Source organism: Flavobacterium sp. (assembly GCF_036759525.1).
In the GTDB taxonomy this organism is placed as follows: Bacteria; Bacteroidota; Bacteroidia; order Flavobacteriales; family Flavobacteriaceae; genus Flavobacterium.
In genome coordinates this window covers 106,090-119,750 of the sequence record NZ_DAIOUN010000007.1, presented here as the reverse complement: position 1 = coordinate 119,750, position 13,661 = coordinate 106,090, and the positions used below count along the sequence as shown (strand labels likewise).

Sequence of the window (13,661 nt, the reverse complement as noted above, 5' to 3'; positions counted from 1 at the left end):
ACTGTCAACAACCCATTGCTTCCCGCATTAGGTGGACTCACCAAACTTACAGTTATAGTAGACGATTCAGGAGGACATTCTGATGAGCTATTCACAGTATACGTAAAAACATATGAACCACTATCAGGTGTTACTAAGGTTAAATCTAAAGTTCCTAAACTTCCATTTGTAGTTAAAAAAGGACCAGACCATACTCCCGTTGTAAAGGGTATACCCGTTAGGTAATCGAATAAATTAACCGAAGGTTGAGTTGTCAACTGTGTTTCACAAAACTGAATAACAGCACTGCCTCCAGCGTTATTTCTAGGCTGAATCGAAACTAACACCTCTAATCTTTCTTCACTTTCGCAAGGCGGATCAACAGTTGTAGCATAATAAAACTGTCCATCAATTAAAGGTGTATCTAATTCTAATGGCAATGCTGAGGTAGAAGTTGAGTACCAGTTATTATTTCCGGATGCAACCAGATTGGCTACAGTGGGCGGATTTGAAGGGTCTTCACAAAAAAGTTGCACTTTTGGCCCTACAGGTACAGGCACAACACCTACTGTAACAAAAACGGACAATCGAGATGTTCTACAACCGGTATCTGGATTTTCCTGATTGGCATAATAAATAGTATTGGGAACTAAAACTGTAGAAAGCGGAAGTGGAGTTCCGCCATTTGGGACATTATACCATTGAACATTATTTCCACTTGCTACCAAAGTGGCAACAGTTGCTTGTTCAGGAAAATCTACGCAACGCCCCTGAAAATTGAGTCCGGTAGGTGGACCATATATAGTAACAACAACCCGTACACGAGTACCACAATTTCCACCATTTGAATCTGCAAAATAATCTTCTCCATTTACGAGACCTGCAGAAGGTAAAAGAGGAACTGTTGCCGTTTCTGTTGGAAACCAACGAACCCCTCCACCATTATTAATAGCCTGCAAATTGGAGACCGTTGGAGATTGTATATCACAAAATGACTGTGAAGTATTTGTTACAGTGGGACACTGAGCAAAACCAAGAATAGTAAAGAAAAAGATTCCTATAAAAAGAATTTTTTTTAGGGATTGTAGGAAAACTGTTTTTTTTATATCTGAAATTTGTGATTCCATAAAATTTGGAAAATCTATTAGTATTGTTATTAATCTGTTGAAGTAGAAAATTGTTCTATTTTTACTCCATGATTCGAATAAATTAAATCATTGTTTTTCTTATACCAAAATTGATACATCAACCCCTTAGTTTGATAATCTTTAATTAAAGTTTCAAACGATAAATCTTGATACAAACGAATTAATGCATCATAAGTAATATCAAATCCTGAAATAAAATTTTCGTTGGGTGTTGTTTTATATCTCTTGAAATAGCTGTTTTGAAACCCTTTAATTTCATCAGGATTGGATTGATTCACAACAGGATATAAAGTATTCAAAGCTTTGAATCGGTTTACCGAATAATTTTCATTTAAAAATTGATCAATTGGTTGTAAAAGTACTAATTGTAAAGGGTAAACCGTGGATACTTGAAGTAAAAAAGTAGTTGTATTTAATACCGTACCTACACGTTCTGAATTTAATACAACATAATTTTTTAAATTTTTGGATAATTTAGATTTTAGTAAATCGGTGTCCAAAATACCCTTATCATTTGTTTGAATGATTTGGAAATCTGAAAAATGAGCAAGACCGTTTAAAGGATTTAATGCACTCTCAAATTCATTTACAACTATGATATTGGCTTTTTCGGCACTTAAATAATCAAACACAACTCGATTCATCTCTTCCTTACCGGGAAGAGCTATAAAATTTAGGTTTCTTTTTTCATTTTCAATTGGTGTTCGAGTTAGTATTGGCACATTATTTTTAAGGCAATAATCTGATACAAACGGAGTGACTTTTAAATCCGAAAAATTAATAACAATATTCGATTTTAGTGTTTTATTTTCTTTTTTTGATGGAATAGTCAACTGTGAAACCTCTTGGAAATCAACATTTATTTCAAAATTGAACTTTCTAAGAGAATCAATGGCATAAAGTGCACCTTTGTAAAAATCTATTTCAGATTCTATCGAATTAGAATTTTTTATATAGGCTTCAAAATCTGAAATGCTTGTAATTTGTTTTGATGAAATAAAGGTAACTGATTTAGAAACTTTGGTATTTGATCTTGAAAGTAATTCTGAATACGAATTGGTTTTTATTGCTGACTTGTTAACCAAAGTCTGATTATTCCATTCTAAATTTGTCGGAACTTTGATTACTGACCCCGCTTTTAATCCGTCAGACAATTGTGGATTTTTTGCTATCAATTCCTCAATTGTAGTTCCGGATTTTTTGGCTATCCCGAATAAAGTTTCTTTAGGTTGAACTTCGTAATCATACCAATTTACAGTGGGTAAAATCTCAACAGATTTTTTTTCAGCCTCTTTTGGTTTTGCGATAGTATCCGGTTGGGGATTTGGCTCCGTATTGACTTTCTGACTTACAACAACTTCTTTAGGCTCTTTTAAATAATTCTGAACCGATTTTGGAACCATAAGCCTTTGATCTGTTTGTAGCATTTTGACTATTTGCGGATTCAACCTTTCCAATTCAGCAATTGAAATATTGTATTTTTTGGATAATCCAAACTTGGTTTCACCCGCCTGTACAACATGAACGAAAGTTTCTGTTCTAACTTGTGGATTTTGGGGCTCATTTTTTGATACCGCGATTGCCTGTGCCATAGGTACTTGAATCGTTTGTCCGCTTTTTAAAACTCCACTTATGTAGTTTTTGTTTATTTCTAGGAGTTGATTTACAGTTAATCCATGACGTTTAGATATCCCATACAAAGTCTCTCCTGGCAAAACGGTGTACTGAGTTAAATCCTTGGGTGTATTTGAATCGCTATTCGAAACAGAAGCTGAATTAGAACCCAAAGCTGTACCAAGTCCATTTTTAAGAATCAATTTATGACCGGCCTGTAATCCATTAATAATATGAGGATTTTGCTCTTCCAATTGAGCTATAGATATTCCGAATTTTTTGGACAAACCAAATTTGGTCTCTCCTGGCTGTACCCAATATACAACCTCATCATTAGAATTGACTGCCGTTGATCCGGTTTGTAAATTAGATTTAGGCTGAGTGGAAATAACTTTTACTTTAGAAGTTGGTATTAAAAGGGTTTGCCCTTCTTGAATACCATTTAGTAATTCGGGGTTTAACTTATACAAATCATTAGGGGTAACTTTGTATTTTTGAGCTATCTGTACAACCGTCTCATCTTTTTTAACAACATGATTTACAGTGGTTTCCTGTGCTTGTACAGCAAAAAAAATCAAGTGAAAAAAGATTACATACAAAATTTTAATTTTATTCATTGGGCAATACTACAATAGTAAATAAAAACCTACTTTTTAATCTTTAAATTTACAAAAAAACCTTTGAACTAACTTGTAGCTCAAAGGTTGTTATTAAGATTTTTATTAACAATTTTTTAATACACAAACATCGGTCTTTCGCCCATAAATTCATTTACTTCGTCAGCAACTTCTTCAAGCAAATCTTCATTGGTATAATTGGTTATAACTCGATCTATAAAGTCAACAATAACCTCCATATCGGCTTCTACTAATCCCCTTGTAGTAATCGCCGGAGTACCCACACGAATACCTGAAGTTACAAATGGGGATTTATCATCAAATGGAACCATGTTTTTATTAACGGTTATTTCAGCTTTTACCAATGCGTTTTCGGCTTCTTTACCGGTAATGTTTTTATTTCTTAAATCAATTAACATCATGTGGTTGTCTGTGCCACCGGAAATAATATGATAGCCTCTGGCTACAAATGCAGCGGCCATAGCTTTTGCATTTTTTTGAACTTGAAGAGCGTAACGGAAAAACTCATCAGATAAGGCTTCTCCAAATGCAACTGCCTTAGCAGCGATTATATGTTCTAGCGGCCCCCCTTGATTACCCGGAAATACTGCAGCATCAAGTAGAGAAGACATCATACGTATATCGCCTTTTGGAGTTTTTAATCCAAAAGGGTTTTCAAAATCTTTGCCCATCAAAATCATACCCCCCCTTGGTCCTCGTAAAGTCTTATGAGTTGTTGTTGTAATAATATGACAATGCGGTACAGGGTCGTTTAACAATCCTTTTGCAATTAAACCGGCTGGATGAGAAATATCTGCCAATAAAATGGCTCCAACTCGGTCTGCTATTTCCCTAAAACGTTTAAAATCCATATCTCTTGAATAGGCAGAGGCTCCAGCGATTATCATTTTGGGTTGCTCTTGAATTGCAATTTCCTGAATTCTATCATAATCAAGCATACCGGTTTCTTTTTCAACACCATAAAAAACGGGTTGATAAAGTCTACCCGAAAAATTGACCGGTGAACCATGTGTAAGGTGTCCTCCATGAGATAAATCAAAACCTAATATTTTATCCCCGGGTTTCAAGCAAGCAAAGAAAACTGCTGTATTGGCCTGAGATCCTGAATGCGGTTGTACATTGGCATATTCGGCCCCAAATAATGCTTTGGCTCTGTCTATAGCAATTTGCTCAACTTGATCCACCACTTCACAACCGCCATAATATCGCTTACCGGGATATCCTTCGGCATATTTATTGGTTAAAACGGAACCTGCTGCTTCCATAACTTGATCGCTTACAAAGTTTTCTGAAGCTATCAATTCTAATCCATGAATTTGTCTGTCTTGTTCGTCTAAAATCAGATCGAAAATTTGTTCATCGCGTTGCATTTGGTAATATTTCGTTAAATTGAGCTCAAAATTACGAAAATCGTTTGTTAAATTAATAGTAAATAATATATTTGATTGATAATTTTTCAACACTAATTGAACTCAAACTTATGCCCGTAAAAACAAACGACCCAAACCGAAAATGTTGGTTAAATGTCCCTGATCATAGTGACTTTCCTATTCAAAATATACCTTTTGGTGTTTTTTTAACTAAAGACGACATCATTACGATAGGAACTCGCATTGGTGATTATGCTATTGATTTAGGAGCGATGCAACAACTCAATTACTTTGAGGGTATCGAACTTACTGATGATATGTTTATGCAGGATACCCTGAATGACTTCATCTCTGATGGAAAAAAAACTTGGAGATTGGTTCGGAACCGAATTGGAGATATTTTTGACATAAACAATCCGAAACTTAGAGATAATAAAGAACATCGCGATATCATCATTTTCAATATTAATGAAGTTGAAATGCAACTTCCGGTATTAATTGGTGATTATACTGATTTTTACTCCAGCAGAGAACATGCAACGAATGTTGGCAAAATGTTTCGAGACCCTGAAAATGCCTTATTGCCCAATTGGCTCCACATACCGGTAGGATATCATGGCCGTAGTTCTTCTGTTGTTCCTTCTGGAATTCCAGTACATAGACCCATGGGGCAAACATTACCCAATGGTGAATCACAGCCTGTATTTGGCCCCTCGAGGTTAGTTGATTTTGAATTGGAAATGGCTTTCATAACTACAGATGCCAATATAATGGGGGAAAATATTCCGGTTAGTGAAGCAGAAGATTATATTTTTGGCATGGTACTCTTAAACGATTGGAGTGCCCGGGATATTCAAAAATGGGAGTATGTACCACTTGGACCGTTCTTAGCTAAAAATTTTGCTTCTTCAATTTCGCCATGGATTGTTACCATGGATGCGTTAGAACCTTTTAGAACGAAAGGCCCAAAACAAGAACCCGCACCTCTTCCCTACTTACAACTAAAAGGTAAGCATGCCTACGACATTAACTTGGAAGTTTATATAGAACCCGAGAATCATGAACCCTCATTAGTATGCAAATCAAATTTTAAATACATGTATTGGTCTATGGCTCAACAATTGGCTCATCATACTTCTAACGGATGTAAGGTTAATTCAGGAGACATGATGGGAAGTGGAACGATTTCCGGACCAACCCCGGATAGTTTTGGGTCTATGCTTGAACTCACTTGGGGTGGTAAAAATCCCATAATTCTTAAAGATGGTAGTGAACGTAAATTTATAAATGACAATGATACCGTTATTATGAAAGGGTATTGTCAAAACAGTTTAGTTCGAATCGGATTTGGAGAAGTTTCATCCAAATTACTCCCTCCTTTTGTTCGAAAATAATAAATAGCTGCTCCGGTTTTTAACCGGAGTTTTTTTTTAAATAAATAAAAGAGAATTAAATTATTCTTAATTTCTGAGTTCCTAAAAAATTTATATTTGCTAAAAATATTTTTCCATGAAAAAAATGACTCTGTTTTTCATTAGTACCTTACTTCTATCTTGTGGTGTAAAACAAACCCGTAACATGTTGACTTCCGGAGAGTATGATGCGGCTATACAATTAGCTGTTTCCGGTTTGAGAGGAAATAAAACAGCCAAGGGTAAACAAGACTATGTTTATCTTCTAGAAGAAGCTTTTGCTAAAGCAAAGGAACGTGATTTACGTAATATAGCCGGATGGTCAAAAGATGCCAACCCTCAAAATCTAGATAAAATTTATAATACTTATGTTAGGTTAAATAACCGTCAAGAATTGGTAAGACCTCTTCTCCCTTTACCACTTCACAAAGAAGGGAGAAATGCTATTTTTCCATTGGAAGATTACTCCACTGAAATTATTGATAGTAAAAACGCTCTATCCAATTATTTGTATACCCATTCTCAAAATGCTTTAAAAAATGCGAATAAGTATGAATCTCGCAAAATTTTTGACGATTTAAGGTATTTAAATTCTATCAATCCCGGATTTAAAGAGGTAAACCAATTGATTAATGAAGCTCAATTTAAAGGTACTGATTTTGTTCACGTTTTTGCTAAAAATGAAACGAATATCATGATTCCAAATCGCTTACAAAATGACTTACTAGATTTTAGCACATACGGTTTAAATGATAAATGGACGGTTTATCATAGCAACAGACAACAAGGTATTACCTATGATTTTGGTATTATATTAAACTTTAGAGCAATCAATATTTCACCGGAACAAATCAGAGAAAAACAAGTCATTCAAGAAAAACAAATTAAAGACGGTGTAAAAAACCTGGTGGATGCCAATGGAAATATCGTTCGCGATAGTTTAGGTAATCCCATAAAAGTAGATCGATTTATAACGGTGAAAGGCACGGCTTATGAATTTACACAATTCAAAGCGTGTCAAGTATCGGCAAAAGTAGATTATATTGACTTCAATAATAATCAACTTATTAATTCATTTCCTTTGGCGAGTGAGTTCATTTTTGAACACATTTATGCTACTTTTAGAGGTGATCGTCGGGCTTTTGATGAACAATATATCACTTATTTTGGCAGAAGAGCCGTTCCGTTTCCAAGTAATGAACAAATGGTTTTTGATACCGGCGAAGATTTGAAAGCAAAATTGAAGGATATTATTAGTAGGAATAGGATTAGAAGGTAAGTTTTTTGGTTTCTTAATATGCCGAATTTATGCAGCCTTTTGTCATTTCGACGAAGGAGAAATCTCATACCAAGTGGATATTTTAAACTTATTTTTACATAAATTATGAGATTCCTCCTTCGTCGGAATGACAAGATTGAGAATAAACTATTTGTGTAAACTGAGACTGTAAACTACTTTACTAATCTCTTCAAACTCTCAACTTCTATCCCATCATGTGATTCATGATAAATACATTTTCCCTCTTTAATTAAAAGAATTTGTGGCGATTGATGCATCACTTCAAAACGTATGGCAATTTCGTTTGATATATTTCTGTATTCTAACAAGTCTAAAAAATACATATGCAATTCTTCTTCAGAAAAATCATATTCGTTTTCAAAATTTTTCAAGGCAAACCGACTGATGCTACATCGCGTACTGTGTTTGAAAATCAAAACCGCTTGTTGATGAGATAATTCGATAAGTTCGGTGAGCTGTCCTAAATCGGTGAGCATCCTCCATCCTACTTTGGATGGTTTTTCATTTTCTGAACTTCCGAATAAATTGGTAAAAAAACTCATTTTGACTTGTTTTAAGACATTTTGACTTGTAATTGCACCCATATTAATCAAAAACAAGCCATTTTGTCTTCTTTTTTGATTTGGAATACATATTGACATTAACACAACAAAGATATTGAAAATCAATTTAGAAATCATCTGATAAAAAATATACTACATTATGAACTTAAAAAATTTAACTATTAAATCGCAAGAAGCACTGCAACAAGCTCAGCAAATTGCACAAGGTTTCGGTCAACAACAACTGGAAAACGAACACATTTTCAAAGGAATTTTGGAAGTAGATGAAAACGTTGCTCCGTTTATTTTGAAAAAAATGAATGTGAATGTGAACTTATTTACTCAGATTTTAGAGAGTACGATTCAAAGTTTTCCAAAAGTTTCCGGTGGCGAATTAATGCTTTCACGTGAAACCGGTAACACGATAAATGAAGCTTCTATCCTTGCCAAAAAAATGAACGATGAATATGTTTCAATCGAACATTTACTCTTGGCTATTTTTAAATCCAAAAGCAAAGTTGCACAAATTTTAAAAGACCAAGGTGTAACCGAAAAAGGATTGGAAACCGCCATTTCTGAACTGCGGAAAGGTGAACGTGTTACTTCGGCTTCAGCTGAAGAAACGTATAACTCCTTGAATAAATATGCCAAAAACCTCAACGAACTAGCCAAAAACGGCAAACTCGATCCCGTCATTGGTCGTGATGAAGAAATCCGAAGAGTGTTGCAAATTCTTTCACGCAGAACTAAAAATAATCCGATGTTGGTGGGTGAACCCGGTGTGGGTAAAACCGCCATTGCCGAAGGTTTGGCACATCGAATTGTGGCTGGCGACGTTCCCGAAAACCTGAAAGAAAAAATCGTTTTCTCATTAGACATGGGAGCTTTGATTGCCGGAGCTAAATACAAAGGTGAATTTGAGGAGCGTTTGAAATCGGTTGTAAAAGAAGTAATTAGTTCAGAAGGCGATATTGTACTTTTCATTGACGAAATTCACACTTTAGTAGGTGCCGGAGGTGGCGAAGGTGCGATGGATGCTGCCAATATTCTTAAACCGGCTTTGGCTCGTGGCGAATTGCGTGCAATTGGTGCAACGACTTTAGACGAATACCAAAAATATTTTGAAAAAGACAAAGCTCTAGAACGACGTTTCCAAAAAATTATGGTGGATGAACCGGATACCGAAAGTGCCATTTCGATTTTACGAGGTATAAAAGAAAAATATGAGACCCATCATAAAGTTAGAATCAAAGATGAAGCTATTATTGCGGCTGTTGAATTATCACAACGTTATATTTCCAATCGATTCTTGCCGGACAAGGCCATCGACTTAATGGACGAAGCTGCTTCAAAATTGCGAATGGAAATCAATTCCAAACCCGAAGAATTGGATGTTTTAGATCGAAAAATCATGCAATTGGAAATTGAAATTGAAGCCATTAAACGCGAAAATGACGAAGCTAAACTGAAAATTTTAGGTCTGGAATTAGCCAACTTAAAAGAAGAACGCAACGAGATTTTTGCCAAATGGAAATCGGAAAAAGAAGTGGTAGATAACATCCAAAACGTGAAAATTGAAATTGAAAACTTTAAATTGGATGCCGAACGTGCTGAGCGTGATGGCGATTATGGAAAAGTTGCTGAAATCCGTTACGGAAAAATCAAAGAAGCTCAAGAACGTTTGGATAAATTACAAATGCAATTACAAGAAAATCAATCCGGAACTTCCTTAATTAAAGAAGAAGTAACCCGTGAAGATATTGCAGAAGTTGTAGCCAAATGGACCGGTGTTCCTGTGACAAAAATGCTACAAGGTGAACGCGAAAAGTTACTAAAATTAGAAGACGAATTACACCATCGTGTGGTGGGTCAACAAGAAGCAATCGAAGCGATTAGTGATGCGGTTCGAAGAAGTCGAGCCGGACTGCAAGATATGAAAAAACCAATTGGAACCTTTCTTTTCTTAGGAACAACCGGAGTCGGAAAAACCGAATTAGCCAAAGCGTTAGCTGAATATTTATTTGATGATGAAAATGCCATGACCCGAATTGATATGAGCGAATACCAAGAGCGTCATGCCGTAAGCCGATTGGTTGGTGCTCCTCCCGGATATGTGGGCTATGATGAAGGCGGTCAGTTGACTGAAGCTGTACGTCGTAAACCGTATTCAGTAGTATTGTTGGACGAAATTGAAAAAGCTCATCCCGACACGTTCAATATTTTATTGCAAGTGTTAGATGAAGGAAGATTAACCGACAATAAAGGTCGCGTAGCCGATTTCAAAAACACCATTATCATTATGACTTCCAACATGGGAAGCCATATTATTCAGGAAAAATTTGAAAATTTAACCGGCGGCATTGAAGCCGCTACCGAAGCTGCAAAAGTAGAAGTGTTGGGATTATTAAAGCAAACTGTTCGTCCGGAATTTATCAATCGAATTGATGAAATTGTCATGTTCACACCTTTATCCAATGCAAACATTAGAGAAATTGTTGGCTTGCAGTTAAAAAGTGTTACTAAAATGTTGGCTCAGCAAAACATCACGATGGATGCCACTCCGGAAGCCATTGACTATTTAGCCAAGAAAGGGTATGACCCTCAATTTGGAGCTCGTCCTGTAAAAAGAGTGATTCAACGCGAAGTGCTAAACAAATTATCAAAGGAAATTTTGAGCGGAACTGTTAAAACCGACAGTATTATTTTACTTGATAGTTTTAATAACGAGTTGGTTTTTAGAAACCAAAGTGAATTAGTAAAGTAAGTAGTTTTTTCATACATTGATTAGTTAAGAGTAAAGCACCAATTTAGAAATGAGTTGGTGCTTTTTGATATTTTTTTTCAAAACTATACTTTTATAAAAAAAATTGAGTTTTATAAAAATAAATTAAAATTATGAAATCTATTATCTTCTTTCTCCTTTTTTCAATAACAGGTTTTGCCCAAAACTCTGAAGAATATGCCAAAAAATTACATCACAATTTACCAGGAGAAAAAGTGTACTTAGAAAGTGAGGTGGATGTAAAACCAAAATTAATGTATGGTGAAAATGCCATGTATCGCTTTATGTCTCGCAATTTCAAATTTCCAAACGAACGAGCGATTCCCAAAATTGTTTGTAGTTTCGTAATAGAATTAGATGGCACTATTTCGGATGTTAAAGTGGTAAACAACATTTCCGAATCATATAAAAAAGAGGCCATCAGAGTTTTAAGTTTGTTTAAAGAACCTTGGTATCCGGCAGTTAAAAATAACCAACAAGTGAGATGTCAGATAATTTATCCTATCCAATTTGATCGGTTATAAACTACAGAAGGGGTTAAATTTATTCTAAAAACAGCATTCAAATAGGTCAAAAATAGTAAAAATTGTATTTTAGCAAAAACATGAAAATTATGTCAAAATACACCATACTATTTTTATTGAGTTCAATACAATGGATATATTCACAATCTGTAAATTTTGAAAAATCTATTGAGACCGCTTTTGAAAAAGCAAAAGCAAACAATAAAATAGTTTTTATTGAATACTACAATACCGATTGTTCAATTTGCAAAAGCATTGAACCTCTTTTTGATAATCCTGAAATAGCTGCGTTTTACAATTCTAATTTTGTAAGTTATAAAATGAACTTAAAAAATGGACTTAATGGTCAAGATAGTCTTTTCATGGCTCAAACCAAGCTTAAATTCTCAGGTGTTCCATTTTTCTTGTTTTTTGATAATGCTAAAAATTTTATTCATTATTCGGGAGCCAAAAACGACGTAAATTATATATTAAACATTGGTAAAAAAGCTTTAAACAAAGATGAAAGGTTAGGAAATGTTGAAAACAAATACAATGCCGGTGACAGAAGTATCAAAACGTTATACAGTTACACAGATTTACTCCAACTTCAACAAGATTATGCGATGGCCAACAAAGTTACCAGTCAACTTTATGAGGTATACCCCAAGCAAAATTTGAGTTCGCATCAAAGTTATCTGATTCTTAAAAATGCTGTAACTAGTATTGATAATGGCTTTTTTAAATATTGGTATGAAAATAAAGATAAATTAACCGGATTCGAAAAAGGACCCAATTCCGGAACCGAAATAAAACTACTGGAACAAATTGTGATTCAATCCATCCGAAACGAAAAACAAGATTGGGATTTATCAAAAATTAAAGAGGTCAAACAAATCACGGTAAATTTGGGTATGTCTAAAGATGGAAATGATTTTCTCTGGGAAGATGAAGTAAACCTTCTCATAAAATACAATGAAAATGAAGAAACTCAAAATCTATTCAAACTCCTGTTAAACCAAAGCAAAAACATTTATTCTTCTTTATATATCACAGATTATTTTGTGAATAGAGCTAATGAACCTCTAGTAATAAAAACGATTTTAGTTTCAATTCAAGAACTCATGAAATCGGATATGGAAGCCGAACAAAAAGGCGATTTGATGTTACAAGAATTAATTTGTTACCAAAAATTAAAAGACTTTTCAAATTTAAATTCCAAAAAACAAAAGGCATTAGATTTCTATAAAAAATCAGGTTTAGATACAGAACTTCTAAATCAATTGTAATAAAAAAACGCCAATGAAACATTGGCGTTTTAACTTAACAAACTAACTAATCTATTGCGAGTAATAGATTCTATTTATGGGTATTATCATACCCTGTTTCAATATCACTTTATCGTCGGTTACTCCCCAAATAGTGGTTTCTACTACTTTTTTAGAAGAGCAATCTTCAAAAAATATTTTTGTCTTCAATTGTTCTAAATTACCCAAAGACAAAGCTCTAGATAATTCAGAAATACGTTTTCGCTTCAGTTCTTTGTCCTCAAGAACATCTGTATTAGGAAATACCAATGAGTGGATATTTTCCTTCTCAATGGGTTCAAATGTGGCTGTCATGTAAAAATTATTAGGTATAAAATTTGAAAGTTCTGTAAATACGATTAATTGGAATTCCAATTCCTTGATTAAGTATTACCCGTTTTTTGGTAACACCACAGACCTTTGCTTCAACAACTTTTTTAGACTCATTATCCTCAAAATAAATTTTGATTTTAAAGTAATCTAAATTTCCAAATGACAAGGCTAATTTTAATTCGGATAACCGCTGATGAATTGCTTCATTTTTTTGTAATACATCAGACTTTGGAAAGACGAGAGAAGAAATTTTCTCGTTTTCAATGGATTCGTAAAGAGAGGCCATAGTACTGAATTTAGGTTAATAATTAGATTAAGGGGACTCAAATTTAACAAAAAAACAATACCTTTTAAAAAATACTGTACTTTTTTTATAATTAGTACTAATTTTTGTGGTTTCCCGTAAAATTTAAACGGTTTCAAAAACAAAAATTCATTTACCTATGCTGGGTTAAATATCTTAAGTAAAACTTTGGATTTTGGAGTGTCGTTAGGATTGGATTATTTCTTGATCCAAAAAAGGGTTTGATTCTGGTAAAATCTGTAAAGCTTCAAAAAAAAAATCCCTTGAGCTAAGCTCAAGAGATTTTACTGTCGGGATGACTGGATTCGAACCAGCGACCCCTAGCACCCCATGCTAGTACGCTACCAGGCTGCGCTACATCCCGAAAAGTGATGGCAAAAGTAAGTTTTTAGAATCAATATCACAATTATTTTTAAAAATATTCTTTTC

General features: G+C 34.3%; 10 protein-coding genes, 1 tRNA gene and 1 pseudogene. 5 read left to right on the top strand and 7 right to left on the bottom strand.

What is annotated here, in order from left to right:
- From V7M80_RS07340 to glyA, 3 genes and pseudogenes are all read right to left on the bottom strand, one after another.
- Positions 1–1,106 (bottom strand): annotated as a pseudogene (locus V7M80_RS07340) (hypothetical protein); the annotation flags it as partial.
- Positions 1,107–1,135: 29 nt separating this feature from the next.
- The gene (locus V7M80_RS07335; protein ID WP_333695121.1) at positions 1,136–3,358 is read right to left on the bottom strand and encodes a muramidase family protein; all 2,223 of its coding nucleotides are present in this window, start codon (positions 3,356–3,358) and stop codon (positions 1,136–1,138) included.
- Between the two features lie 116 nt (positions 3,359–3,474).
- Complete coding sequence (gene glyA, locus V7M80_RS07330; RefSeq protein WP_333695120.1) at positions 3,475–4,749, bottom strand: serine hydroxymethyltransferase; 1,275 nt, start codon at positions 4,747–4,749, stop codon at positions 3,475–3,477.
- A 110-nt stretch (positions 4,750–4,859) separates the two neighbouring features.
- Between glyA and fahA the strand changes: the two genes are divergently transcribed.
- Complete coding sequence (gene fahA, locus V7M80_RS07325; RefSeq protein ID WP_333695119.1) at positions 4,860–6,143, top strand: fumarylacetoacetase; 1,284 nt, start codon at positions 4,860–4,862, stop codon at positions 6,141–6,143.
- Positions 6,144–6,258: 115 nt separating this feature from the next.
- Positions 6,259–7,440: a hypothetical protein gene (locus V7M80_RS07320; RefSeq protein ID WP_333695117.1), complete on the top strand. Its 1,182-nt coding sequence runs from the start codon at positions 6,259–6,261 to the stop codon at positions 7,438–7,440.
- Positions 7,441–7,613: 173 nt separating this feature from the next.
- On the opposite strand, the gene ytxJ is transcribed toward V7M80_RS07320, so the two are convergent.
- Positions 7,614–8,003 carry a bacillithiol system redox-active protein YtxJ gene (ytxJ, locus tag V7M80_RS07315; protein WP_333695115.1) on the bottom strand — a complete coding sequence of 130 codons (390 nt, stop codon included), beginning with the start codon at positions 8,001–8,003 and terminating at the stop codon, positions 7,614–7,616.
- Positions 8,004–8,163: 160 nt separating this feature from the next.
- Between ytxJ and clpB the strand changes: the two genes are divergently transcribed.
- From clpB to V7M80_RS07300, 3 genes are all read left to right on the top strand, one after another.
- Positions 8,164–10,767, top strand: coding sequence for an ATP-dependent chaperone ClpB (clpB, locus tag V7M80_RS07310; protein ID WP_333695114.1), 2,604 nt, complete (start codon positions 8,164–8,166; stop codon positions 10,765–10,767).
- A 131-nt stretch (positions 10,768–10,898) separates the two neighbouring features.
- Positions 10,899–11,309, top strand: coding sequence for an energy transducer TonB (locus tag V7M80_RS07305; protein ID WP_333695112.1), 411 nt, complete (start codon positions 10,899–10,901; stop codon positions 11,307–11,309).
- Between the two features lie 89 nt (positions 11,310–11,398).
- Positions 11,399–12,577, top strand: coding sequence for a DUF255 domain-containing protein (locus V7M80_RS07300; RefSeq protein ID WP_333695110.1), 1,179 nt, complete (start codon positions 11,399–11,401; stop codon positions 12,575–12,577).
- Between the two features lie 51 nt (positions 12,578–12,628).
- On the opposite strand, the gene V7M80_RS07295 is transcribed toward V7M80_RS07300, so the two are convergent.
- From V7M80_RS07295 to V7M80_RS07285, 3 genes are all read right to left on the bottom strand, one after another.
- On the bottom strand, positions 12,629–12,910 hold the full coding sequence (locus V7M80_RS07295) for a hypothetical protein (RefSeq protein WP_333695109.1): 282 nt from the start codon (positions 12,908–12,910) through the stop codon (positions 12,629–12,631).
- 10 nt (positions 12,911–12,920) lie between these two features.
- Positions 12,921–13,214: a hypothetical protein gene (locus V7M80_RS07290; RefSeq protein ID WP_333695108.1), complete on the bottom strand. Its 294-nt coding sequence runs from the start codon at positions 13,212–13,214 to the stop codon at positions 12,921–12,923.
- 308 nt (positions 13,215–13,522) lie between these two features.
- A tRNA-Pro gene (locus V7M80_RS07285) sits at positions 13,523–13,596 on the bottom strand.
- Positions 13,597–13,661: the final 65 nt, after the last annotated feature.